The organism is Lentzea sp. NPDC059081, from assembly GCF_042738015.1.
Classification (GTDB): Bacteria; Actinomycetota; Actinomycetes; order Mycobacteriales; family Pseudonocardiaceae; genus Lentzea.
Genome location: NZ_JBHYGW010000026.1, coordinates 33753 through 56853, shown reverse-complemented (window position 1 = coordinate 56853; position 23101 = coordinate 33753). Strand labels below are relative to the sequence as shown.

Sequence of the window (23101 nt, the reverse complement as noted above, 5' to 3'; positions counted from 1 at the left end):
AGGTCTACGGAGCGGCGCGTTGTCCGGTAACCCGGAGCCAGCCCGGAAAACCCGCCCGTGGACAACCCGGGTCACGAACAAACCCCAGGTCAGGCGGTCGAACAAAGCCGGGTGTACGGGAGTTCCGGCACGTAGGTGTGCCATTCGTGTTCGGTGAGCGGATCCCCCGCGCCGCGGCACACGGCGGAGGTCACCGCGTCGTCGTCGGTCCGGAACGCGCGCAGCGTCCGGTCGCCGCCACCGGTCAGCAGGAGGTCTCCGGTGGGCCGGAAGACGGCGGTGTTGACCGGCGAACTCGCGGCGGACAGCACTGCCTTCCTCGTCGGGTGCGCTGGGTCGGCGACGTCCCACAGCCAGGTGGAGCCGTCGATGACCGCGGCGGCGAGCACGTCGCCGTGCGGGTGGAAGGAGAGCTCGAAGATGCGTCCGGTGGGGCCGCTGAGGGGCCGGCCGATCCGGCGGGGCGCGGTGAGGTCGCGCACGTCCCACAGGACGACGACGCTGTCGACGCCCGCGACGGCCAGCACGGTGCCGTCGGGGGTGAAGGCGGCGCTGTAGGCGTAGCTGTCGAGGCCTTCGAGCCGGGCCGACAGCCTGGGCGTGCCGGTGACGTCGAACAGGTAGACGACGCTGTCGCCGCTCGCCGCGGCGAGGACCTTCCCGGACGGGTGCCAGTCGAGGTCCAGCACGAGGTCCTCCGGGGCGTCGAGGACGGCGGCCAGGCGCGGGTGCGCGACGTCGGCGAGGTGCCAGAGCCGGATCGACGAGTCGCGGCCCGCCGCGGCGAGCATCGTGCCGTCCGGGCTGAACGCCACCGCCGTGACCTCGGACCTGGACCCGCCGAGCTGGGCGCGCGGGCGTGGGTGGAGCGGGTCGGTGACGTCGAGCAGGTGGACCTCGCCCCCGGTCGTGCCGGCGGCGAGCAGGGTGCCGTCGCCGGAGAGGTCACCGGCGCCGCTGAACGTGGGATCGGACGTCGTGGCCAGCGGTGTCATCGCCGTCGAGGTGTCCCAGACCGACGCGCTGCCCTCGGCGAAGACGGCCAGTCGTCTGCCGTCGTCGCTGAACGGCGTGTCCCCGATCGAGGCGTCCGCGCGCTTCGTCGGGGACAGCGGCCACACCCGCAGCGCGCCGTCGCTGGCCGCCGAGGCGATGGACGCGCCGTCGTCGGTGAAGGTGGCCCAGCTGACCACGTCGGGGTGCGGCAGCGTCTGCACCGTCGTCCAGGTGGCGGCGTCGAGGACGCGGATCGTGGCGTCGGCGCTGCCCGCGACCAGGTAGCGGCCGTCCGGGCTGAACGCCGTGGTGGTGATCTTGAGGTCGAACAGCGCGGTGGGCTGCCGCAGCGGCGTGGGCGTGCGCGGTGAGGAGATGTCCCACGACTGGAGCGAGCGGTCGTGCGCGCCGGCCACGAGCGTGCGGCCGTCCGGCGAGATCGACACGGCCGGAACCGCTCCTCCTCCGGTGGTGAGCACCGCCAGTTCGGTCCCGTCGGTGCTCCACAGGTGCACGGTGCCCGCTTCGGTGCCGAACGCGATCAGGCCGCCGCTGCCGTAGGTGACGGTCTTGGTCGTGGAGGACGCGAGCAGGGGTGACAATGGCGCCGGGTTCGCCGGGTCGCTGATGCTCCACCGCAGGACCCGGTCGCCGGCCGCCGCCGCGAGCTCGGTGCCGCCGGAGTCGACGTCGAGGCGTTCGACGGCGCCAGGAGCGCTCAGCGCGCCGGTGAGCGGCATGGCGTTCCACGGGTCGGAGACGTTCCAGAGGGTGATGGTGCCGTCCTTGTCACCGATCGCGAGCATCCGGCCGTCCGGTGACAACGCCAGCGCGTAGACCACCGCGCTCGCCGACTGCCGCGGCACGATCCGCCGCGCGCGGTTCAGTCCCTGCCCGCTCCTGGTGAACAGCTGCACGGTGCCGTCGGTGGCGTTGCTGACCGCCACCACGCTCCCGTCGGCGGAGGCGTCCAGCGCGGTCGGACCGGCGCCGCCGAGGTACCGGGCGGGCAGCACCTCCGCCGACGACTCCAGCAGCGCCGACCTGGCTTCGGTGGTCCGCGCGATCCCGTACCCGGCGATCGACAGCTGCGCCGCGAGTCCGGGATCGGTGTCGCGCAGCTTGCCCGCGGTGAGCGCGAGCTGCCGTGACAACGCGTTGTTGCGCGCCTGCAACGCCTCGGTCCTGGCGTTGCCGGCCACGACGGCGAGCACCCCGGCGACCACAGCGCAGACGACGGCGAACGCGGTCACCGTGCGCAGCCGCCGCGACCGCCGGCGGACCGCGGCCTCGGCCCGGCGGACCTGGGCGGTGCTCTCCTCGACGAACGCGCGCTCCTCCTGGCTGAGCCGCACCGGAGCCGTGTCCGACCCGGAGTAGGCGCGGAACAGCTCGAGCCGGGCGCCGGTCGCGAGCGTCGTGGGGTCGTGCCCGTGCTCCGACCAGATCCTGGTCGCCTCGACCACGGACCGGTGGACGCGCAACGCGTCGCGGTGGTCGTCGATCCACCCGCGCAGCCTCGGCCACGCGGTGAGCACGGCCTCGTGCGCGATCTCGACGGTGTCCAGGTCGACGGTGACGAGCCGCGCACACGCCAGCCGGTCGATCACCACCTCCGCTTCCGTTGCCACGCCGAGGAGTTCGGCGAGATCGACCCGGCGGCGGACCGCCGTCCCGGTGCCTTCGTCGAGGGTGAGCAACCGCAGCAGCAGTTCGGCGGCCAGCCCGTGCACCGCGGGGTCGAGCGCCCCGAACGCGGTCTCCGCGGTGCGCGCCACGGCGGCGTTGATGCCCCCGGCCGCGGCGAACCCGGCCGCGGTCAGCACGTCACCGCGCCGTCGCCGCCACGTCTCCAGCAACGCGTGCGACACCAGCGGCAGCACTCCCGCCTGCCCCTGCGCCTCGTTGACGACGGTGACCAGCAGCGCCCGTTCGACCGACAGCCCCACCGCCAGCGCGGGCCTGCTCACCGCGGCGCACAGCTCCTCGCGCCCCATCGGCCCGACCAGGACCTGGTTGTCCCGCAACACGTCGATCAGGCCGGCGTGCTCGGCGCACCGCCCGTAGAAGTCCGCGCGCACCCCCAGCACGACCCGGACCCGCTCCCCCGCGAGCGCCAGCAGCCCGTCGATGAACCCGGCCCGTTCGTCCGCGTCACCGAGCGTGTAGAGCTCCTCGAACTGGTCGACGACGACCAGCACCTCACCGTCCGGCAGCGCCTCGGCGACCGCGGCGAGACCCGCCAGCGGACGGCTGCCCGGCGTGAGGACGACCGATTTCATGCCGGTCTTCCGCAACGCCGGCAGCACACCGGCCGCGAGCAACGAGCTCTTGCCCGCTCCCGACGGCCCGAGCACCACCGTGACGGGCCTGGCCGCGATCCGGTCGACCACCTCCGCCACGAGCCGCTCACGCCCGAAGAAGAGATCCGCGTCCTCGGTCCGGAAACTGCTCAGCCCGCAGTACGGCGGCCGGCTTTCCCCGCTCGACGACCGCGCGGCCCTGCTCTCCGTCGCGGCGAGCGAGGCGCTCTGCCATTTCGCCGCCCATTCCTCTTTGTCACCCCCGCACGCCATCGCATAGGCGAGCGCCACGTCCAGCGTGGGCAGCCGCCGTCCCCCAGCCGCTTCCGCCACGGTCGACACGGCATAGCCACTGCGTTCGGCGAGCTGCCGGTAGGTCAGCTTTCCCGCGCTTCTGCGCAGCTCGCGCAGGTCGGCGGCGAAGTGCTGCACCGAGTCGCGGGCAGCGTCCAGCGGTCGTTCCGGTCGAGGCATTTCGACCCCCCACGAGTACGTGCGCCTCATTTCCCCATCGGCGACCATAGCCAGTTCGGGCTAATCCGACTACGCGGACGAGCGCATTCCAGGGGTCGCGAATAATTGCCACGCAGGATGGAATCTCTTACGGCCAGAGCAGCGGGACTGCCTTCCACAGCGACCAGACGAGCAGCGCGACCCAGGCCGCGATCCACAGGACGGCGGGGATGCCGGTCTTGCCCGCGAGGCTGCTCGCGTCGTCCGATCCGGGGTCCCCGGCGCCGCGGAAGCGGTTGCTCAGGAGCGCCCACAGACCTGCGCCCTCACCGAAAAGGAGCATCCACGCCTCGGTGTAGGCGACGCCGTGCTGGAGCCCCACCGTTCCCCAGCGCAGGACGGCGAACGCGACGAGGCCCACCGCGACGACGCTCACGAGCGTGATCAGGTCCCGTGTCACCACCAGGACCAGCGCCATGACCACGACGGTGATGGTCAGCACCATCGGCGCGTGGCCGCGGCTGAGCAACGAGGCGGCACCGAGCCCGGCGAGCGGCGGCACCGCGTAGCCGGCGGCGGTGGTGACGATCGAGGAGAACGCCGAGTAGTGCCACACGCTGGTGCGGCCGGAGTCGGGCGTGTAGATCTCGATCACGCGCACGCCCCCGCCGGTCGCACAGCAGGCCAGCGCGTGCCCTGCCTCGTGGAAGATCGTGCTCAGCACCGTCAGCAGGAACATCACGCGACGGACATGGGTGATCCTGGGCACGACCGCCGTCGCGGTGAGGAGCAGGGCCGCGGTCCCCGTCGCCGACACGAGCCACGACTCCGGCAAGCCGGTCGGCGCGGTGACGCTCCACTCGGTCTCGCTCATGGCCGTGGCTCCACGACGGTCGCAGGTACGTCCGGCGCATCGTACGGATCCGTACGGGCGACGCGGCGGCCTCCGGTTCACATCACCACGAACGGACGCGCTCCGGACGGGTAGCGTGCGCCCATGACCGCCGTCGACGACTACTTCGCCGGCCTCGACGCCCCGGCCCGAGCCGCCTTCCAACGCGTCCGCGCGCTCGCCGAGGAGTCCGCACCGGACGCCGAGCAGGGCACGAGCTACGGCATGGCCGCGTTGCGGCACAAGGGAAAGCCGCTGCTCGGCTTCAAGGCGGCGAGGGACCACCTCGCCGTGTTCCCGTTCAGCCCGGCGGCTGTGGACGCGGTGCGCGACCGGCTGGCCGGTTTCTCGCTGTCGAAGGGCACGATCCGGTTCACCGCGGACACGCCGTTGCCGGACGACGTGGTGCGCGACCTGGTCCGGCAGCGGCTGGACGAGATCGGTTAGCGGACGGCGCCCCATTCGTGTGCCAGCGCGGCTGCTTCGCCGCGCGAGCCGACGCCCAGCTTCTCCAGGATCTTCGCCACGTGGAACTTCACCGTGGACTCGCTGATGTGCAGGTCGCCCGCGATGTCGCGGTTGCGCCGGCCGCGGGCCAGCTGGCCCAGGACCTCCAGCTCACGGGCGCCCAGCACGGTCAGCGGGTCTTCGCGCGGGGTCTCCGGCGGGCCCAGCGGCACCTCGATCAGCACGGTCGTGCCCCAGCCCGGTACGGCGTCCACCTCGGCCTTGCCGCCGAGCGGGCCCAGGCGTTCGGCGGCGTGGCGGCGGTCGAGGCTACCGCACGACAGGGTGCCGGGGCCGTCGTCGCGCACGGTCGCCCTCAGCGCCGTGCCGACGACCTTCCAGGTGACGTGGACGCGGGTGACGTCGCGCTGGTCGTCCAGCATGGCGTGCACCGCGGACCGGACCACGGCGCCGGCCGTCGCGGCCACCTCGGTCGGCACGAAGCGGTCCGCGCCCTCCTCGGCGCCCGGTGTCCCCAGGTCCAGTCGCACGCCGCGGCCGCGCAGGACCCGGCGCAACGACTCGGCGAGGCGGCCGAACGCGTCGCCCGCCCGCTCCTCCGTCAGCGACCGCTCGATCTCGGCGCGGGACCGCAGCTCCGCCAGTGCGGTGACGGCCAGGTCGATGGCTCGCGACCGGGCAGAGGCGTCGTCCAAGGTGCGGTCGCGCAGCACGCCGAGCAACGCCGTCAGCGCGGTGCCGTGCGCGTCGCCCAGGTCCGAGAGGGTCATGGCACGCGCTGCGGCCGCTGCTCGCGACACCGCCAGCGTCGCGGGGATCGCCTCGTTGCGCAGGCCCTCCGAGTGCGCGGTCACCAGGTCCCACAGGGTGTGGGCCGGAGCCAGCACCTCCTCCGGCAGCGGCGTGTCGTCCTCCCGGATGAGCACCAGCAACGAGCTCAGCTCGGTGACGTCGCTCGTCAGCACCACCAGCGGGAACTCCACGCCGGCCAGGACCGCCCTGCCCTGCCACGCGCCCGTCGCCGGTACCCGCGGCCGCAGGGCGTCGATGTCGGCGATGGTGATCTGGGCACCGGGTGACCGGCCGCGGAACTTGAACGGCGCGAAGGTGCAGTTCGACAGCTCCGCCACCCCCCGGTGCGGGATCGTCTCGCCCAGCACCGACGACAGCCGCTGCAGCGTCTCGCCCAGGGGCGCCTGAATCACCTCGACGGCCGTCTTCAGGTCCATGACCTGAGCCTAGCTCGCCCGTCCGGGTGGCCGGCTGGCCTTTCGGCTAGCTGGAACTGTCCGAACGACTGGCACACCTCCGGTCCGCCGATGGCCACGGTTGACATGTCACCAAGACGAACGAGCACGGGAGCTGGACATGAAGGCGATCACCTACACCGAGTTCGGCGGACCCGAGGTCCTGCGGCTGGACGAGGTCGAGGAGCCGCACGCCGGGCCAGGACAGGTGCGGCTGAAGGTCGTGGCGGCGGGGGTCAACCCGGTCGACTACAAGATCCGCAACGGGTGGATGCCGCCGCAGATGACGCCGCCGTTCCCGGTGGTCCCCGGTCTGGAGCTGGCCGGTGTCGTCGACGAGGTCGGCGAAGGCGTCACCGGTGTCGCGGTGGGCGACGAGGTCCTGGGCTTCGCCGCCGGCGGCTCGTACGCGGAGCACGCGCTGTCCGCCGACTTCGGTCTGAAGCCCGCGGACCTCGACTGGGACCTCGCCGCGGCGCTGCCCGTAGCCGTCGAGACCTCGGTCCGCGTGCTCGACGCGCTCGGCGTCGGCGAGGGCGACACGGTGCTGCTGCACGGGGCAGCGGGTGTGGTCGGCGCCGTCGCCGTCCAGCTCGCGGTCGCCCGCGGCGCCACGGTCATCGGCACCGCGTCTCCCCGCAACCACGACTACCTGCGGTCGCTGGGCGCGATCCCGGTCGCCTACGGGGACGGGCTCGCCGACCGGGTCCGCGAGGCCGCTCCGCAGGGCGTCGACGCCGCGCTGGACGCCGCCGGGCAGGACCTGGACGTCCTGGTCGAACTGCGCGGCGGCACCGACCGGCTCATCACCATCGTGAACGCCGCCGCGGCCGAACAGGGCATCACGTTCTCCGGCGGCGGTGGCGGCGAGCCGTTCGGCGGCAGGCTCACCGAGTACGCCCGTCTCGCCGCCGACGGCAAGCTCACGGTGCGCGTCGCGCAGAGCCTGCCGCTGGCGGACGCCGCGAAGGCGCACGAGGTGAGCGAGACCGGTCACGCCGCCGGGAAGCTCGTCCTGCGGCCGTAGTCAGTCCCCGGTCGGCTGGACCGGGACGACGGGGGCGCACCGCGCGATGGTGACGGACCTGGCGAAGCGGGCCAGGTCCTCCGCCTCCCCCAGGCCCGCCTGCCGCAGGTGGCCGAGGGCACGGGCGTGCAGCAGGTCCGCCTGCTGCACGCACCACGCCCGCCCGTCCTCCGCACCGGCAGCCGCGGCCACGACCGGGAGGCCACCGGCGTCCTCCCCCTGGTCGAGCACGTCGTCCACGTGCTTGCGCGCCAGGCCGATGTCGTCGCCGAACTCCCGCAGGTGGTCCGCCCGGCTCCGGCTCGCGCCCGCCGCCAGCGCACCGAGCCGGCACGCCGCCGCCGTCAGCGCGCTGTGCTTCGCGGCCGCGACCCCGAGGTGCTCGGACAGGTCGGTGTCGTCGCGTTCGCCCATCTCGATCTCCTGGAGATATCCGTCCACAACGGACATCAGGGCGACGTTGAGGATCAGCGCCTGGGACTGGTCGAGCCGAGCGAAGGCCAGGCAGAGCAACGCGTCGGCGGCCGACACCACCCGGTCCCTCCCGAACTCCGCCCGCGCACCCGGCCGGCGCGACCGCGTCATCAGGTCCGCGTGCAGGCGTTCGTGCAACGAGGCGAACTCCAGCGCGGTCGCGGCGGCGGTCACGTCCGCGCCGCCGCACGCCTCGGCGGAGAGCAGCACCAGCGCGGCCGTCGAGAAGTCCTGCCGCCGCAGACCGGACTCGACCACCTCGCGGGTCTCGTCCGGCAGCTCCTCCAGCGCGGCCCGCACCGACGGCTCGACCGCGGCGCGAACCCGCGCCAGCACGTCCTCCTGCGGAGCGACCAGCTCGACGACCGTCATGCGCGTTCCTCTCAGACCCCGGGACAGCGACGCTAAACCCGCTGGTCAACCGCACAGGTCCGAATTCCACTGTCGTGTCCATTACGGGCACGATCCGGCGAGCCGGACTACGTTGATGTTGAACGGGTTGTCGCCACCATCACCCGACCGTGACCGTCGTTTTCCTGAGGGGCTGACCGTGCGCTACACCAAGCTCGCCGGCATGGACGTGTCCGAGATCTGTCTCGGCATGATGAGCTACGGAGATCCATCGCGGGGCAACCACGCGTGGTCGTTGCCGGAGGAGGAGTCCCGGCCGTTCATCAAGGCCGCGCTCGACGCCGGGATCAACTTCTTCGACACCGCGAACGTCTACTCCGCCGGGTCGTCCGAGGAGATCACCGGACGCGCCCTGCTCGACCTCGCCCGCCGCGAGGACGTCGTGCTCGCCACCAAGGTGCACGGCCGCATGCGCGAGGGGGCCAACGGCGCGGGCCTGTCCCGCAAGGCGATCCTCGCCGAGATCGACGCCTCGCTGCGGCGGCTGGGCACCGACTACGTGGACCTGTACCAGATCCACCGCTTCGACGCGTCCGTCCCGCTGGAGGAGACGCTGGAAGCGCTGCACGACGTGGTGAAGTCCGGCAAGGCGCGCTACATCGGCGCGTCGTCCATGTACGCCTGGCAGTTCGCGAAGGCGTTGTTCACGCAACGGCAGCACGGCTGGACGCGGTTCGTGTCGATGCAGAACCACTACAACCTCCTCTACCGCGAGGAGGAGCGCGAGATGCTGCCGCTGTGCGCGGACCAGGGCGTCGCCGTGATCCCGTGGAGCCCGCTGGCCCGCGGCCGCCTCACCCGCGACTGGGACGCGACGACCGCGCGCACCGAGACCGACGAGTTCGGCTCCACCCTGTACGTCGAGACGGACCGGGCGATCGTCGAGCAGGTGGCCGCGGTCGCCTCGGCACGGGGCGTGTCACGGGCGCAGGTCGCGCTGGCTTGGCTGCTGCGCAACCCCGTCGTGACGGCACCGATCATCGGCGTGACCAAGCTGTCGCAGCTCGACGACGCGGTCGCGGCGCTGGACGTGGACCTGACCGACGACGAGGTCGGCTCGCTCGAGGCGGCCTACGCACCGCACCGCATCGCCGGGCACTCCTAGGAGCTCACCGCACGTCGTGCTCGGCGGCCAGTCTCCGCAGGTTGGCGAGGTCGGCCTGGTGCACGTCGGCGGCGTAGGCGTCCTGCTGTTCCTCGGCCTGGCGCACGGCCTCCTCCGCCTGCTCGATGCGGGCGAGGAGGTTGTCCCTGAACTCGTTCACGCGGCACGACCTGTCGAATTGAAGGAGTCCTCAGTTCGACAGGTTACGCGCATGTTCCGGTCAGACGAACGCGCTCTGCCCGGTGATCGCCTTGCCCACGATCAGCGTGTTCATCTCGCGGGTGCCCTCGAACGAGTAGATCGCCTCGGCGTCGGCGAAGAACCGCGCCACGTCGTGGCCGAGCACGATGCCGTTGCCGCCGAAGATCTCCCGCGCCCAGGCCACGACCTCGCGCATCCGGGAGGTGACGAACGCCTTGGCGAGCGACGAGTGCTCGTCCCGGAAGACGCCGGCGTCCTGCAGGCGGGCGAGCTGCACGAGCATGCCCCACGACGCGGTGATGTTGCCGAGCGCCTGCACGAGCTTGTCCTGCACCAGCTGGAAGCCGGCGATCGGGCGGCCGAACTGCTCGCGTTCCTGCGCGTAGGCGAGGGCGAGCTCGTAGGCGCCGATCATCACGCCGAGCGCCTGCCAGGCGACACCGCCGCGGGTGGCGCGCAGGATCTCCGCCACGTCGCGGAACGAGGTGATGCCCTGCAGGCGGTTCTCCTCGGGCACGCGGACGTCGGTGAGGGTGATCTCGGCGTTCTCGACGATCCGGAACGCGATCTTGCCCTCGATCTTCTCCGCGACGAAGCCGGGCGTGCCCTTCTCGACGACGAACCCCTTGACCTGGTCGTCGTCGAGGTCGCGAGCCCACACCACCACGTAGTCGGCGAAGGTGGCGTTGCCGATCCACCTCTTGGCGCCGTTGAGCACCCACGCGTCGCCGTCGCGCTTCGCCGTGGTGCGCATGCCGCCCGCCACGTCGGAGCCGCCGAGCGGTTCGGTCATCGCGAACGCGCCGATCTTGTCCATCGCGGCCATGGCGGGCAGCCAGCGGTCGCGCTGCTCCTGCGAGCCGCCGGAGTAGATCGAGTACATGGCCAGTCCGTTGTGGACGCCGAAGAACGTCGCGACCGACGCGTCCGTGCGGGTCATCTCCATCGCCAGCATGCCGGTGAGGAGGTTGCTGACGGCGGCGGGGTGCTCGCCGTAGCCCTCGTACGACAGCGCGGTGAGGCCGGCGCCCTTGAACTTGCCGATGAGCTCGTGCGGGAACTCGCCCCTGGCCCAGTACTCGGTGACCAGCGGCTTGACCTCGGTGGTCATGAAGTCGCGGGCCTTGAGCAGGATCTTGCGCTCCTCGTCGCCCAGCAGCGCCTCGTAGTCGTAGAAGTCGGCGGTCAGCTGGTCTTCCAGGCGGTCCATCAGTTCTCCTCCACTGCGGTCAGAACGGCGAGCTGCCTGCGGTCGCGCGACTCGGCGAGCGCCGAGCGCGCGGAGGAGCCGTAAGCGTCTTCCACTGCCTTGATCAGCCGTTCGGGATCTTCGGACGGGGTGCCCGGCGTCAGGCCCCTCATGGAGGTTCCGATGTGCCGGGCGAGGTGGCGGTAGCCGCCGGGGCCACCGCCGAGGTGGGCACCGAGGAACGGTCCGACGGTCGCCCAGCGCGGGCCGAGCGAGCCCGTGACGACGGCGTCGAGCTCCTCCGGCGAGACGACGCCCTGCTCGACGAGGTAGGCGGCCTCGCGCGACAGCGCGGCCTGCAGCCGGTTGCCGACGAAACCGGGGATCTCCTTGCGTTCCACCACGGGCTTGCGGCCGAGCGAGCGGTAGAACGCGACGGCGCACGTGACCGACTCCTCCGTGGTCTGCTCCCCCGGCACGACCTCGACGAGCGGGAGCACGTGCGGCGGGTTGAACGGGTGTCCGATCAGGACGCGCGAGCCGTCGACGCCCTTCGTGAACGCGGTGGACGGGATCGCGGACGACGAGCTGAGCAGCAGCGCGTGCTCAGGGGCCGTCTCGACGAGCTCGGCGAACAGGGTCTTCTTGAACTCCAGGTCCTCGGGACCGTTCTCCTGCACGAAGTCCGCGCCCTCGACGGCTTCCGCGACCGTGCGCGCGATCCCGGCGCCCTCCGGGACGTCCAGGTCCTGGCGGGGGTCGAAGACGCGCACGGTCAGGCCGTGCTCGACGAACAACCTCGTCCAGGACAGTCCGATGACACCGGCACCGATGACCGCGACGGTCGTCATGCTTCCTCCAAGTAGTCGTGAACCGGCTTGGCGGGAGCGAGCGTCAGGTCGGTGATGAGATGGCTGGCGGAGACGACCTCCAGCACGGGGAGGTCGGCGAGCGGCGCGAGGACGTGCTGGAACAGCTGCAGGCGCGCGGGGCCGGTGTAGGCGGCCTTGACCACGACGTCCGTGATCTCCGTGCGCACGAGCTCCTGCACCCGCGGCGATCCGTCATGGTCGAGGATCGTCTTCAGCATGAAGGTCGGAACCGTGATCTCCGCCTCAGCCCGGCGGGTGTCCAGTTCGCACTGCTTGTAGCCCATCGTGGCCGTGGCCACCCGAACGGTGCCGTAGTCGAGCGTGCCGACCAGGGCGCCGTTGTCGGCGTAGAGCGTCGGCGAGCCCATGACCTTCGGGTAGGCGCCGACCTCGCGGCCGGCCGCCGTGGCGGCGAAGCTGTCGAGGTACATGGCGTGCAGGTACTCGCCGCGTTCGCCGTCGAGGACGACCTGGACCGCCTGCCCGGCCTCGGTGTACGGGCCGTAGCCGGTTACGTCGTTCATCCTCATGACCTCGAACCGGACGAGCGGCTCGTCGACCTCCAGGGGTGCGGGCACGACGGCCCGCAGCGCCCCGGGATCGGTGCGGTAGACGATGTTCAGGTACTCGCGGTCGAAGAACCGGGGCCGCACCGCGGGAAACGCGGGCGCGCCCAACGGGGTGATGCCGGGCATGGTCACTTCCCTGTCCACTGTGGAGCGCGACGCTCGGCGAAGGCGGTCATGCCCTCGCGGCCGTCGGCGGTGGTCATCAACCGGGCGTTCTCGGCACGTTGGGCCGCCCACGGGTCCTCCGACCGCACGACGGCCTTCACGGCGGCGAGCGCCAGCGGGGCGTTCACCGCGATCTGCTCCGCGAGCCGGAGGGCGACCGCGACGGCCTCGCCGGTCGGGACGACCCTGTTGGCCAGGCCCAGTTCCCCGGCACGGCGGCCGTCGACCGGCTCACCGGTCAGCAGCATCTCCATCGCGAGGTGGTGCGGGATCCGGTGCGGCAGGCGGACGACTCCGCCGGCGCCCGCGATCAGGCCGCGCTTCACCTCCGGCAGCCCGAACTGCGCGTCCTCGGCGGCGACGACGAGGTCGCACGCCAGTGCCAGCTCGAACCCGCCGCCGAGCGCGAAGCCCTCGACCGCGGCGATCAGCGGCTTGCTCAGCCGGGCCTCGGTGAGACCGCCGAGCCCGCGGTCGCCGACGACCGGCGACTCGCCGCGCAGCGCGGCCTTGAGGTCCATGCCCGCGCTGAACGACCCGCCCGCCCCGGTGAGCACGCCCACGCGCAGCTCCGGCGTGGCCTCCAGCTCGTCGAGAGCGGCGGACAGCGCGGTGGCGACGGCCGCGTCCACGGCGTTGCGGGCCTCCGGCCGGTCGATCGTGATCAGCAGCGCCGAGCCGACCCGTTCGGTGCGGACCTCGTTCATGCCAGCTCCTTCAAGACTTCGGCGGTGTCCTGGCCGGGCACCGGGGCGAGACGGCGGACGGTGGCGGGGGTGGCGGAGAACCGGACGGGGATGCCGATCGACCGGACGGCGCCCTCGCTCGGGTGCCGCACGACGTCGAGCAGGTGCCCGTCGCGGACGTACGGGTCCTCGTGCGCCTTGTCGAGCTCCAGCACCGGTCCGAACGGGATGCTGTGCTTCGCGCACACCTCGGCCCACTCGCCGGTGGTCAACGCGGCCGCGCACTCGTCGACCAGTCCCATCAGGTCGTCGCTGTCGCCGGGGTCGATGCGCTCGCCCGTGACGCGCGGGTCCTCGACCAGGTCGGGACGTCCGGCGGCGGCGAAGAAGTCGCGGAAGTTCTGCGGGGTGTAGGGCACGACGCACGCCAGGCCGTCCTCGGTGTGCACGGCGTGGTGGCCCTCGGCCATCGACAAGGTGAAGCCCGTCGGGCCCTCCTCCGGCACGAACGCGTGGCCCGCGAGGTGCTCGACCAGGTTGAACGCGATCATCGTGTCCGCCATGGGAACCTCGACCCGCTGACCCTCGCCCGTCCGGTTCCGGTGCACCAGCGCGGCGAGCACGCTGTAGGCGATGGTCAGCGACGACACCTTGTCGCCGAGGATCGTCGGCAGGTAGACGGGCCTGCCGAGAGCGCGGTGCGCGATGTCGACCAGACCGGACGCGCCCTGGATCGTCTCGTCGTAGGCGGCGGTCCCGGCGCGGTCCGAGTCGCCGCGGAAGCCCTGGGCGTGGGCGTAGACCAGCCCGGGGTTGCGCCCGGCGAGGTCGGCGTAGCCCATCCCGAGCCTGCTCAGCGCACCCGGACGCATGTTGGTGATCAGCACGTCGGCCGTGTCGACCAACCGGAGCGCGGTCTCGCGGTCGTTGTCGTCCTTCAGGTTCAGCGCGATGCTGCGCTTGTTCCTGTTGACGTTGAGGCTCAGCGGCGTCATGCCCGGCGTGGTGCGGTAGCGGCCGTTGCGGACCGTGTCCACCGGCGACTCGATCTTGATCACGTCGGCGCCGAGGTCTCCGAGGATCTGGGCCGCGTACGGGCCCATCACCACGGTCGAGAGGTCGATCACCCGCACGCCGTCCAGCGGACCGGCGGTGATGTCCTTCATCAGTTCGTCCCTTCGCACCTGGTCGTCCTGCACCACCGAAGTTAGTGACGGACGCCGGAAAGGGGAACGATCAGCTCGCGAACAATGGAATGATCGCAGCGGTCATACCATTATTTGACGATCGGTTCCGAGAAGATCTCGCGCGCGGTCTCGACGATTTCCGCGATGTCCTGCGCACCCCGGTCACGCCGCCACAGCAGGCCGGTGTCGAGCTGCGCGCGGAAGTCCTCGAACGGCAGGATCGCCATGTTCTCCAGGCGGTAGCCGCGCATGGAGCTGTTCTCGTCGAGCATCGACACGGAGAACCCGAGCCCGCTCGAGACGATCTCCGAGGTGCCCTGGTAACCGGTGTTGCTCAGCTGGATCCGCTTCTTGATGCCGAGCTCGTGCAATTGCCGGTCGAGCTGCTCGAAATACGCGGGCATCATTTCCTCGGGCGACTTCGCGTAGGCGAGATCGGCGAGGTCGGCCAGTTTCACCGACTCCTTGTTCTCGAACTGGTCGGCGGGCACCACGGCGCCGAGGCGTTCCGTCATCACGTGCAGGGTCTCCAGCGCGGCCTCCTGCACGGGCAGCCGTGCCAGCGTGAGCGCGAGCCTGCCGTCCTTCACCGCCGCGACGAGGTCCGTGGTCGTGCCCGGCCACCGCTTCACCTCGAACCGCTCGCCCACCCGGTCCGCCAGCACGGCCAGCAGCTCCCGCAGCACCGGGTGGACGCCGGCCGGCATGCCGACCAGGACGGTGGTGCGCGCGGGGCTCGCCGCCTGGTCGAGGCGCCACCGGATCGACCCGACCCGGTCGAGCACGTCCCGCGCGATCGGCAGCAGCGCGCTGCCCGCGTCCGTCAACGCCACGTGGTGGGTGCTGCGGTCGAAGAGCCGGCGCCCCAGCTCGTGCTCCAGGTCCTTGATGCGCTGGCTCAAGGGCGACGCGGCCATGTGCAGCTTGCGCGCGGCCGCCGAGAAGTTGAGCTCTTCGGCGACCGCGACGAAGTACCGGAGGTGCAGCAGTTCCACGTGCCCCAGACTAGGCCGTTCGGCTCATCCGCTACTTGACCGCGATGATCGCGGCGTTCGCGCCGGCCGCGCGCATCGGGACGGTCCTGATGTCGCCGAACCCCGCGCCGGTCAGCCAGTCGCGGTACTCGCCGTCGGTCCAGTTGTGGCCGCCGCGGGTCTCGACCAGCATGTTGAGGCCCATCATGGCGGCCGGCAGCGGACCCGTCTCGTCGTCGTCGAGCACGAGCTCGCAGATGATGACGGCGCCGCCGGAAGGCAGTGCGGCGTGACACTTCCGGAGGATCGCGCGGGAGGTCGGCTCGTCCCAGTCGTGCAGGATCATGCTGAGCAGGACCACGTCGTGCCCGGCCGGGAACTCCGCGTCGGCGAGGAAGTCGCCGCCGTGCGCGGTGATCCGGTCGGACAGCCCGAGACCCTCGACCTTCGCGCGCGCCTTCGCCGCGATGTGCGGCAGGTCGTACACCGTGGCGCGCAGGTGCGGGTAGCGGCGGCACAGTCCCACGGGGAACGGCCCCATCCCGCCGCCGACGTCCAGGAGCCGCCGGTGGCGCCCGAAGTCGTGCGCGTCGGCGAGGGCGTCCGCGGTGAACGACGAGATCGAGAACATCGCGTCCCAGAAGTTCTCCAGGATCGCGGACGACGTCTCGGCGACGAACGCGCTGTCCTGAGTGGACGCGTCCCAGGTCGTGGGGGCGTTGGTGCGCAAGGCCTCCTGCAGCCGACCCCAGGCCGGGTACGCGTGGCGGTCGGAGTACTGCACGAAGCCGCCGAAGTAGCGCTCCCCGCCAGGCACCAGGAACTCCGCCGCCGGCGGGGCGTTGCGGTAGCCACGGCCGTCCTTGTCGAGCAGCCCGAGCGCGGTGCAGCTGCCCAGCAGCATCCGCAGGGGGCGCGGCTCCAGCCCGAGATCGGCCACCAGGTCCGCGGCGGTGGCCTCACCGCGGCGGTGCACGGCGGCGAACAGTCCGATGTCGACTGCGGCGGCCAGCGCCTTGAACTTCCAGAAACCCGTCGTCAGTTCCATCAACGGGATCGGTGTGACGGGGGCGACGGTCGAAGTCACCAATTCGAGTAATCCTCACGTTCACGGCGGCTCTGCGAGACGAGCGCGACCTATCGTAATGATCGCTCACCGTCCGTAGTTCCACCGGGGTACCGGAGTTGATCAATGACCACTGGCGCTACACCCGGCGACCAGCTCTCGCTCACGTTGCCGCTGCCCACGGCGTTGCCGTCGTCCATTTCGGACGTTTCCACGCGAATCAGCGGACTGCTGCGCGACATTCCCGGTGATCATTTCGAGGCACTCCAGTTCCAGAACACGGCGGTCCGTGAAGAACTGATCGACTGGATGTCCGGTCACCTGGACACCGGCGCCGTCCCGCGCGACAGCTCGCCCGCCGCGTGCGAGGTCCACGACGACTTCTTCGTCGTCCGCAGGGCCGACGGCGACGCCGCGTCGTTGCTCGCCGGCGCGATCCTGCTCAGCGACCTGGTGGTGCGCCGGGACCTCGCGACGCACGGCACCACTGTGGACAGCGACCCGGACGGAATGCTGCTGGGCGTCAGCGGGTTCCTCACCGGCACCCCCGTGCCCGCCGGCAAGGACCTGGACTGGCGCGCGGACGACCCCGCCGCGGCGGCGAACCACCGGTGGCTGGCCGGGCACCAGCGGTTCTTCGTCCTGATGCAGCTGCTGGTCGTCGCGGTGAAGCAGCTGCGCGACCGGCCGGACTCCCCGGCGGTGCGGGACTTCGCGTGGCTGTGCCGCAGCAGTGCGCACGCGATGCGGTACGCGGCCGACTTCCCGCCCGAGCTCTACGGCGAGGTGCGCGACACGATGGCGCCGCCCGCGGTCAACGCCGGGTTCAGCGGCCTGCAGACGCGCGACCACCGCGAACTCGTGGCGCAGTTCCGCAAGCTCAAGCAGGACGGCGTGATGGCCCGCCTCGGCGAGCACGGGGCGGGCGCGGTCCGCGAGGCGGTGCGGGAGATGTACGACGCGCACCTGTGGGTGTGCGACAGGTTCGGCGGCAGCACCGAGCAGAGCCTGTTGATGGAACAGCTCGGCGGCAAGCACGAGACCGGGCTCGAGTCGGCGGAGAAGCTGGCCTGCCAGCGGCTCGCCGCCTTCGACCGGAACTGACCCCCAGGAGAGCCACGTGTCCCTCGACCAGCCGGCCGCGTTCCGCACCCGTGCGATCGCCGGCGTCCTGCACCCCACCACCGCCGACGAGGTCGCCGGGATCGTCCGCTCCGGTCCCCGGCCGCTGCACCCGGTCTGCACGGGCCGCAACTGGGGACTGGGCTCCGGCCTGCCGGTCGGCGACGGCGCGACCGTCCTCGACCTGGCGGGCCTCGACCGCGTCCGGTCGATCGACCTCGACCGCGGTTACGCCGTGGTGGAGCCGGGAGTCACGCAGGGGGCGCTCACGGACTTGGTGCGCGGCACGGACAGGATCTTCAACCTGACCGGTTCCTCCCTGCACACCAGCGTCATCGGCAACGCCCTGGAGCGCGGCGTCGGCGTGCACCGGGCGCGTACGGAGGACCTCGTCGGCCTGGAGGTCGTGCTGGCCGACGGGCACCGCGAGCAGGTCGGCTGGTGGCCGGGCACGTCGGCCGTCCCCCGCCAGCACGGGCTGGGCCCGACCCTCACGCACCTGTTCACGCAGTCGTCGTTCGCGGTGGTCACGGCCGCGGTGGTCCGGCTGCTGCCCCGGCCCGAGGAGGTGCGGGTGCTGCCGTTCACGTTCGCGCCCGACGACCTCGCCGACGCGGTCGACGTGCTGCGGTCGTGGACGGCGCAGAAGCTCGTGCCGCCGACCACCAAGGTCTACAACCCGGTCGCGGCCCAGGCGAACGGCGTGCGCGACGACTACTTGGCGCACGTCTGCCTGAGCGGGTCCGGCGAGGTCGTGGAGGCGCTCGGCTCGGTGCTGGCCGCTGCCGCACGACGGTCACCGCTCGTGCCCGCGCCCGCCTCCGCCGCCGACGAGGTGGTGCGCGGCACCTACGCGGGCGACCCGGACCCGGCCGACACGTGGTTCCTGCGCAAGAGCCAGGGCTGCCCGGCCGGTCGCTTCGACGCCGAGCGCGGCCTGCTGATGTTCCTGCCGGTCGTGCCGTTCTCCGGCGCGGCCGTCACCCGTGCCGCGGAGATGGTGCGGGCCTGCTGCGTCGCCGGTCCCGGCATCACGATGAACGTGCTCGACAGCGACACGGTCGACCACGTGATCGGCATCGGCTTCCCGGCCGGCGACCCCGCGGGCGTCGCCGAGGCGCGGGAGACGCTCGACCGGTTGCACCAGGTGTTCGGCGCGGAGGGGTTCCTGCCGTACCGGCGCGACGTCGACCGGCCGGGCACGGCGACCGCGCTGCAGGCGAGGATCGGGCAGGCGCTCGACCCCGCCGGGGTGTTCGCCGCCGGGCGGTACGCCTCGGGTCAGCCGTCGAGCGCGGCGAGCTTGCGCGACGCCTCCGACTCGCCCCAGCGGAACCCGATCCGGCGCGACAGCTCGACGGCCTCGGTGTAGGAGCTCCTGGCCCGGCCGGGCCGTCCCGCGAGGTCGTGCACGATCCCGCGGTCGAGCAGGACCCCGGCCTCGACCTGCCGGTCCCCCACCGACCGCGCGAGCTCCAGCGCCTGCTCCGCCAGCTCCAGGGCCCGGTCCAGGGACCCGAGCTGGCGGAGGGCGTCGGTCATGTTCGCCAGCGCGTGCAGCTCACCCGACCTGTCGCCGCGGGCGCGGAACGTCGTCAGGGTCTGCTCGTAGCAGGTCAGGGCGGCCGGGAGATCTCCCAGTGCCGCGTGCACGAGACCGAGGTTGGTGCGGACGTAGGCGGCGCCCTGCGCGTCGTCGAGCTCCTCGCGCAGCCGCAGCGAGGCCTCCAGCGCCGTCACGGCCGCGGGCAGGTCGCGACGGCGCCAGTGCACGATGCCGAGGTTGTTCAGCGTCACGGCTTCGAGCTGCCGGTCGTGCAGCCCGCGGGCGAGCTCCAGCGCCGCCGCCCAGTGCCGTTCGGCCTCGGCGAACCGGAAGCCGCGCTCGCAGGCCGCACCGAGCTCCTTCAACGCCAGGGCTTCCGCGCGGACGTCGCCCAGCGTCCGGGCCGCCTCCAGCGCGAGTGTGTTCAGCTCGGCCCAGTCCGCCACCTCGGACCGGCGGCGGAAGTACCAGGAGAGCCCGGCGGCGAACGCGATCGCGGCGGCGGGCGAGGCCTGGTGGGCGGCGGCGACGAGGTTGTCGCGCTCCTGGGCGAGCCAGAGGTCGGCCGGGTTGTCCGCCAGTGCTTCCAGGTAGTGCTTGTGGAGGCGCTCCAAGGCCAGGGAGCGTTCCTCGGACGACTCCGAGCGGCGGCAGCGTTCCCTGGCGAACTGCCGCAGCAGGTCGTGCAGGGCGAAGCGACCGGGCACCGGTTCCTCGACGAGGTGCGCGGCGACCAGTTCGGCGAGCAGCTCCTCGACGTCCGGCACGTCGGTCAGAGCCCGTGCCGCCGCGACCGCGAAGTCCGGTCCGTCCACGAGTCCCAGCAGGCGGAAGACCCGTGCCACGGCGGGAGAGCTCAGCTCGGCGTAGCTCACCTCGAACGCCGCGCGCACCGCGACGTCGCCGGCCTTGCGCTCGGTGAGGCGGCGGGTCTCGCCGGCCAGCCGGGCCGCCAGCAGCGATGCCGTCCACTGTGGACTCGCGGTGAGCTGCGCGGCCGCGATCCGCAACGCCAGCGGCAGACCACCGCACCAGCGCACGAGTTCCGCCGCGTCCTCGACCCCCGGCAGCAGCCGGACGGCCTCGTCGACGTGCAGGGCGCCGAGCTGCACGTGCGCCGCACCGGGCAGCGCGGTGAGCGGACGGCGCGCCGTGATCAGCACGACCGAGCCGGGACCGGTCGGCAGCAACCGCTTGACCTGGGACGCGGTGGCGACGTTGTCCAGCACCACGAGCAGCTTGCGCGACGCCGTCAACGACCGGTACCGCAGCGCCTCCTCGTCGCCGGGCCGTTCGCCCAGCGCGCGCAGGAACTGGCTGAGCACCCGGTCGGACGCGCCGTCGGACAGGTCGGCGTGCAGCTGCCCGTCGGGGAACCCGGACGCGATCGCGTGGGCGGCGCGGACCGCGAGCGCCGACTTGCCGACACCCGCCGGCCCGGTGATCACGCACACCGCGACCCCGTCGCCGCGCAGCCTCGCCCTGACCGTCCTGAGCTCGCGGCCACGGCCTTCGAACGCGGACACGTCCGGCGGCAGCTGCCGGACCGCCGCCGCGCCCACGGGTTTGGCGCGCAGGACCTCGGCCCGCAGCCGCCGCAACGACTCCCCCGGCTCGACGCCGAGCTCGTCCAGCAGCGCGCGGCGGCACTCCTGGTAGGCGGCCAGCGCCTCGGCGGGCCGTCCCGAGCGGTGCAGCGCGAGCATCTGCCGCTCGCGCAGCCGTTCGTCCAGCGGGTGTTCGCGCACCCACTCGGCGAGGTCCGCCACCACCTCGACGTGCCGGCCGAGGTCGAGCTCGGCCTCGGCGCACTCGACCCGCGCGGCGAGCCGCAGTTCCTCCAGCTGCGCCACGACTCCGCGCAGCAACCCCGACGCGGTCAGGTCGGCCAGCGCGGGCCCGCGCCACAACGCGAGCGCTTCCCGGTAGCGCTGCGGCGTGCGTTCGCGGCGCGCGACGTCGAGCAGCTCGGTGAACCGGGTGAGGTCGAGCTCGGCGGGGTCGACCGACATCAGGTAGCCGGGCGGCCGCGACAGCAGCCGCGACCCGACGATCTTGCGCAGCTGGTAGACGTAGACCTGCAGGTTCTTGAGCGCCGTCTTGGGCGGCGCGTCGTCCCACAGCACGCTGATCAGCCGGTCGACCGCCAGCACCCGCCCCGGCTGGGCGAGCAGCAGCGCGAGCACGGCGCGTTGCTTGGGCGGCCCGAGGCTCAAGCGCTCGCCGTCGTCGGCGTAGCACTCGACCGGCCCGAGCACCCGGAACTCCACGGTTCCGATCGTAACTACCGGACGCGCAACGAACACAGGGCACGCGGACTGACGTTCGACCGTCCGCCCGCCAAGTACTTGACGAATGCCGTCAAGTACTTGCTATCGTCTGTCAAGTGGCGACCACCTCGGAGCACGTGGACCTGCGCGACGACCTCGTCCGGCTCGTGACGGTCCGGCTGCTCGACCCGTTGGAAATCCTGCTGCCGCAGGCGGATCTGGCCGGCCTGCGGCAGTCCGTCCAGGCCGACGCCGAGATGTGGGCGGCGCAGCTGCTGGGCAGGGACGACGCCGTGGCCCGGCAGACCGCGGTCCGGCTGATGACGGTGCTGCACCCCGGCGACACCCCGTTCGACCCGCCCGACGCGTGGTGGTCGACACCGCTGGGCCGCGTCGCCGCGCGCCGGGTCGGCCACCCGAGCCGGGAGGGCGTGTCCTTCGGGGTGGCCGGGGCGATGCTCGGCATCACCCGCCAGGGCGTGCACGACCTGGTCAACCGCAACAAGCTCGCGCGGCACGCCGACGGCGGCGTGACCGTCGACTCGATCCGCGCACGACTCAGCCTGAGGAGACAGCCTTGAAGTTGACCGCTCGCGAGTACGGCTCCGGTCAGCCGTTCCTGCTCCTGCACGGTCTCGGCGGCGACATGTCGGCGTGGGAAACGCTTGCGCCCCACCTGAACGGCCGCGCGGTGGCGGTGGACCTGCGCGGGCACGGCCAGTCGCCGGACGGGCCGTGGGACTGGGAGGCGGTGCTCGACGACCTCGACGAGACCGCCGTCCACTTCGGACTCGACAACCCGGTCGTCGTCGGCCACTCGCTCGGCGGGATCCTGGCGGGCACGTGGGCGGTCCGCCACCCGGAGTGCCCCGCCGCGATCAGCTTGGACGGACATCGTTCCGCCACCACGGATCCGGCGAACTACGCAGGCCTGCCAGAAGAACAGCTGCACGCCGACCTGGACCGGCTCAACGACGTCTTCACCACCCAGGAGCAGATGCTCACCCGCCCGGACCGCTCGATCACGTCGGTCCTGCGCACCGCACCGGAGTTCCTCGACGCGCTCCCGGTCTTCGCGAAGGTGACCACTCCGTTCCTCCTGGTGCTCGCCACGCGGAACCTGCCGGTGCCGCCCGGCCTCCTGCCACTGATGGACGCCCACCGCGCGGGCCTGCGCCGCGACCTGCCGGTCGTCTGTCCGAACGTCCACGTGCACGAGATCGACGCGACCCACGGCATGGTCGTCGAACGACCGGCCGAGGTGGCCGCGGTCGTGAATCAGTTCGTGAGCAACCGCCGCAACGCCTGACGGGCCCGCTTCGGCGCGGCGGCGTCGCGTTCCAGCTGCAGGAAGTGGTTAAGCGCCAGCATGACGCCGAGGATCTCGTAGACCAGCTGGTCGACGTCCGTGTCGCGTGGCAGCTCGTCGTCGCGGACCGCGCGCCGGATGTGGATGCGCAGATCCCGGCGCCACAACGCGTTCATGCCCGCCAGCGCGTCCCGCACGGGCCCGCTCCGCCCGTCGAACTCGGCCGTCGCCGCCGTGAAGAAGCACCCGCCGGGCAACACGTTGCGCTCGAGGTAGGACACCCACGCCTCGGTGACGGCCTTCAGCCGCGTGAGCCCGGACGGCATCTGCTTCACCTTGCGCGGCACCTCGCGCTGGAAGACCTCCGCCGCCTGGTCGACGACCGCGAGCTGCAACGCCTCCTTGGTCCCGAAGTGCCCCAGCAACCCGGCCTTGCTCATCCCGAGCTCCGCCGCCAGCCGCCCGATCGTCAGCCCCTCCAGCCCCTCCGCCGAAGCGATCGCCAGACTCCGGTCCAAGATGCGCTGCCGCGTCTCCAACGTGTCGGCGACGGATCTCCGCGGGCTCAT

General features: G+C 72.1%; 21 protein-coding genes. 7 read left to right on the top strand and 14 right to left on the bottom strand.

The window, feature by feature from the left end; genetic code table 11:
* Positions 1-89: 89 nt before the first annotated feature.
* Positions 90-3773: a helix-turn-helix domain-containing protein gene (locus ACFWV3_RS36640; RefSeq protein ID WP_382418407.1), complete on the bottom strand. Its 3684-nt coding sequence runs from the start codon at positions 3771-3773 to the stop codon at positions 90-92.
* A gap of 127 nt (positions 3774-3900) precedes the next feature.
* Positions 3901-4626, bottom strand: a complete 726-nt coding sequence (locus tag ACFWV3_RS36635; protein ID WP_382418405.1) for a M50 family metallopeptidase — start codon at positions 4624-4626, stop codon at positions 3901-3903.
* Between the two features lie 123 nt (positions 4627-4749).
* Here ACFWV3_RS36635 and ACFWV3_RS36630 point away from each other — a divergent pair, with 123 nt between their 5' ends.
* Positions 4750-5091 carry an iron chaperone gene (locus tag ACFWV3_RS36630; protein WP_382418403.1) on the top strand — a complete coding sequence of 114 codons (342 nt, stop codon included), beginning with the start codon at positions 4750-4752 and terminating at the stop codon, positions 5089-5091.
* Here ACFWV3_RS36630 and ACFWV3_RS36625 read toward each other — a convergent pair.
* Positions 5088-6341, bottom strand: a complete 1254-nt coding sequence (locus ACFWV3_RS36625; protein ID WP_382418401.1) for a LuxR C-terminal-related transcriptional regulator — start codon at positions 6339-6341, stop codon at positions 5088-5090. The two genes, ACFWV3_RS36630 and ACFWV3_RS36625, sit on opposite strands and share 4 nt — an antisense overlap.
* Positions 6342-6480: 139 nt before the next feature.
* On the opposite strand from ACFWV3_RS36625, the gene ACFWV3_RS36620 reads away from it, so the two are divergent.
* The gene (locus tag ACFWV3_RS36620; RefSeq protein WP_382418399.1) at positions 6481-7386 is read left to right on the top strand and encodes an NADP-dependent oxidoreductase; all 906 of its coding nucleotides are present in this window, start codon (positions 6481-6483) and stop codon (positions 7384-7386) included.
* On the opposite strand, the gene ACFWV3_RS36615 is transcribed toward ACFWV3_RS36620, so the two are convergent.
* A complete protein-coding gene (locus tag ACFWV3_RS36615; protein WP_382418397.1) occupies positions 7387-8232 on the bottom strand; it encodes a polyprenyl synthetase family protein in 846 nt (281 codons plus the stop codon).
* Between the two features lie 178 nt (positions 8233-8410).
* Here ACFWV3_RS36615 and ACFWV3_RS36610 point away from each other — a divergent pair, with 178 nt between their 5' ends.
* Positions 8411-9376 (top strand): aldo/keto reductase, encoded by a 966-nt coding sequence (locus ACFWV3_RS36610; RefSeq protein ID WP_382418395.1) that lies wholly within the window; start codon positions 8411-8413, stop codon positions 9374-9376.
* A 4-nt stretch (positions 9377-9380) separates the two neighbouring features.
* On the opposite strand, the gene ACFWV3_RS36605 is transcribed toward ACFWV3_RS36610, so the two are convergent.
* The 8 genes from ACFWV3_RS36605 to ACFWV3_RS36570 all read right to left on the bottom strand — a co-directional run bounded on the left by ACFWV3_RS36605 (position 9381) and on the right by ACFWV3_RS36570 (position 16306).
* Complete coding sequence (locus tag ACFWV3_RS36605) at positions 9381-9536, bottom strand: hypothetical protein (protein ID WP_382418393.1); 156 nt, start codon at positions 9534-9536, stop codon at positions 9381-9383.
* A gap of 60 nt (positions 9537-9596) precedes the next feature.
* On the bottom strand, positions 9597-10787 hold the full coding sequence (locus ACFWV3_RS36600; protein WP_382418391.1) for an acyl-CoA dehydrogenase family protein: 1191 nt from the start codon (positions 10785-10787) through the stop codon (positions 9597-9599).
* Positions 10787-11617, bottom strand: coding sequence for a 3-hydroxyacyl-CoA dehydrogenase NAD-binding domain-containing protein (locus ACFWV3_RS36595; RefSeq protein ID WP_382418389.1), 831 nt, complete (start codon positions 11615-11617; stop codon positions 10787-10789). Before ACFWV3_RS36595 ends, ACFWV3_RS36600 begins: the two co-directional genes overlap by 1 nt.
* Positions 11614-12333: an acetoacetate decarboxylase gene (locus ACFWV3_RS36590; RefSeq protein ID WP_382418387.1), complete on the bottom strand. Its 720-nt coding sequence runs from the start codon at positions 12331-12333 to the stop codon at positions 11614-11616. Before ACFWV3_RS36590 ends, ACFWV3_RS36595 begins: the two co-directional genes overlap by 4 nt.
* A 2-nt stretch (positions 12334-12335) precedes the next feature.
* Positions 12336-13079 carry a crotonase/enoyl-CoA hydratase family protein gene (locus tag ACFWV3_RS36585; protein ID WP_382418385.1) on the bottom strand — a complete coding sequence of 248 codons (744 nt, stop codon included), beginning with the start codon at positions 13077-13079 and terminating at the stop codon, positions 12336-12338.
* The gene (locus ACFWV3_RS36580) at positions 13076-14224 is read right to left on the bottom strand and encodes a CaiB/BaiF CoA transferase family protein (RefSeq protein WP_382418383.1); all 1149 of its coding nucleotides are present in this window, start codon (positions 14222-14224) and stop codon (positions 13076-13078) included. The genes ACFWV3_RS36585 and ACFWV3_RS36580 overlap by 4 nt, the downstream gene beginning before the upstream one ends.
* Positions 14225-14334: 110 nt before the next feature.
* Complete coding sequence (locus tag ACFWV3_RS36575) at positions 14335-15240, bottom strand: LysR family transcriptional regulator (protein ID WP_382418382.1); 906 nt, start codon at positions 15238-15240, stop codon at positions 14335-14337.
* A gap of 31 nt (positions 15241-15271) precedes the next feature.
* Positions 15272-16306: a methyltransferase gene (locus tag ACFWV3_RS36570; protein ID WP_382418380.1), complete on the bottom strand. Its 1035-nt coding sequence runs from the start codon at positions 16304-16306 to the stop codon at positions 15272-15274.
* A 105-nt stretch (positions 16307-16411) separates the two neighbouring features.
* Here ACFWV3_RS36570 and ACFWV3_RS36565 point away from each other — a divergent pair, with 105 nt between their 5' ends.
* Together ACFWV3_RS36565 and ACFWV3_RS36560 are read left to right on the top strand one after the other, a co-directional pair.
* The gene (locus ACFWV3_RS36565) at positions 16412-17389 is read left to right on the top strand and encodes a hypothetical protein (RefSeq protein ID WP_382418378.1); all 978 of its coding nucleotides are present in this window, start codon (positions 16412-16414) and stop codon (positions 17387-17389) included.
* A gap of 16 nt (positions 17390-17405) precedes the next feature.
* Positions 17406-18779 (top strand): FAD-binding oxidoreductase, encoded by a 1374-nt coding sequence (locus ACFWV3_RS36560; RefSeq protein WP_382418376.1) that lies wholly within the window; start codon positions 17406-17408, stop codon positions 18777-18779.
* On the opposite strand, the gene ACFWV3_RS36555 is transcribed toward ACFWV3_RS36560, so the two are convergent.
* Positions 18689-21223, bottom strand: coding sequence for a BTAD domain-containing putative transcriptional regulator (locus ACFWV3_RS36555; RefSeq protein ID WP_382418374.1), 2535 nt, complete (start codon positions 21221-21223; stop codon positions 18689-18691). The two genes, ACFWV3_RS36560 and ACFWV3_RS36555, sit on opposite strands and share 91 nt — an antisense overlap.
* A 116-nt stretch (positions 21224-21339) precedes the next feature.
* On the opposite strand from ACFWV3_RS36555, the gene ACFWV3_RS36550 reads away from it, so the two are divergent.
* Together ACFWV3_RS36550 and ACFWV3_RS36545 are read left to right on the top strand one after the other, a co-directional pair.
* Entirely contained in the window at positions 21340-21804 is a 465-nt protein-coding gene (locus ACFWV3_RS36550; RefSeq protein WP_382418372.1) for a hypothetical protein, read from the top strand.
* Complete coding sequence (locus tag ACFWV3_RS36545) at positions 21801-22532, top strand: alpha/beta fold hydrolase (RefSeq protein ID WP_382418371.1); 732 nt, start codon at positions 21801-21803, stop codon at positions 22530-22532. Before ACFWV3_RS36550 ends, ACFWV3_RS36545 begins: the two co-directional genes overlap by 4 nt.
* Here the strand turns inward: ACFWV3_RS36545 and ACFWV3_RS36540 are convergent.
* A complete protein-coding gene (locus ACFWV3_RS36540) occupies positions 22502-23101 on the bottom strand; it encodes a TetR/AcrR family transcriptional regulator (RefSeq protein WP_382418369.1) in 600 nt (199 codons plus the stop codon). The genes ACFWV3_RS36545 and ACFWV3_RS36540 overlap by 31 nt on opposite strands.

Coding starts and splice junctions, on each gene's coding strand:
- ACFWV3_RS36640 (WP_382418407.1), bottom strand. CDS start 3,773: ATGCCTCGACCGGAACGACCGCTGGACGCTGCCCGCGACTCGGTGCAG.
- ACFWV3_RS36635 (WP_382418405.1), bottom strand. CDS start 4,626: ATGAGCGAGACCGAGTGGAGCGTCACCGCGCCGACCGGCTTGCCGGAG.
- ACFWV3_RS36630 (WP_382418403.1), top strand. CDS start 4,750: ATGACCGCCGTCGACGACTACTTCGCCGGCCTCGACGCCCCGGCCCGA.
- ACFWV3_RS36625 (WP_382418401.1), bottom strand. CDS start 6,341: ATGGACCTGAAGACGGCCGTCGAGGTGATTCAGGCGCCCCTGGGCGAG.
- ACFWV3_RS36620 (WP_382418399.1), top strand. CDS start 6,481: ATGAAGGCGATCACCTACACCGAGTTCGGCGGACCCGAGGTCCTGCGG.
- ACFWV3_RS36615 (WP_382418397.1), bottom strand. CDS start 8,232: ATGACGGTCGTCGAGCTGGTCGCTCCGCAGGAGGACGTGCTGGCGCGG.
- ACFWV3_RS36600 (WP_382418391.1), bottom strand. CDS start 10,787: ATGGACCGCCTGGAAGACCAGCTGACCGCCGACTTCTACGACTACGAG.
- ACFWV3_RS36595 (WP_382418389.1), bottom strand. CDS start 11,617: ATGACGACCGTCGCGGTCATCGGTGCCGGTGTCATCGGACTGTCCTGG.
- ACFWV3_RS36590 (WP_382418387.1), bottom strand. CDS start 12,333: ATGCCCGGCATCACCCCGTTGGGCGCGCCCGCGTTTCCCGCGGTGCGG.
- ACFWV3_RS36585 (WP_382418385.1), bottom strand. CDS start 13,079: ATGAACGAGGTCCGCACCGAACGGGTCGGCTCGGCGCTGCTGATCACG.
- ACFWV3_RS36580 (WP_382418383.1), bottom strand. CDS start 14,224: ATGAAGGACATCACCGCCGGTCCGCTGGACGGCGTGCGGGTGATCGAC.
- ACFWV3_RS36565 (WP_382418378.1), top strand. CDS start 16,412: ATGACCACTGGCGCTACACCCGGCGACCAGCTCTCGCTCACGTTGCCG.
- ACFWV3_RS36540 (WP_382418369.1), bottom strand. CDS start 23,101: ATGAGCCCGCGGAGATCCGTCGCCGACACGTTGGAGACGCGGCAGCGC.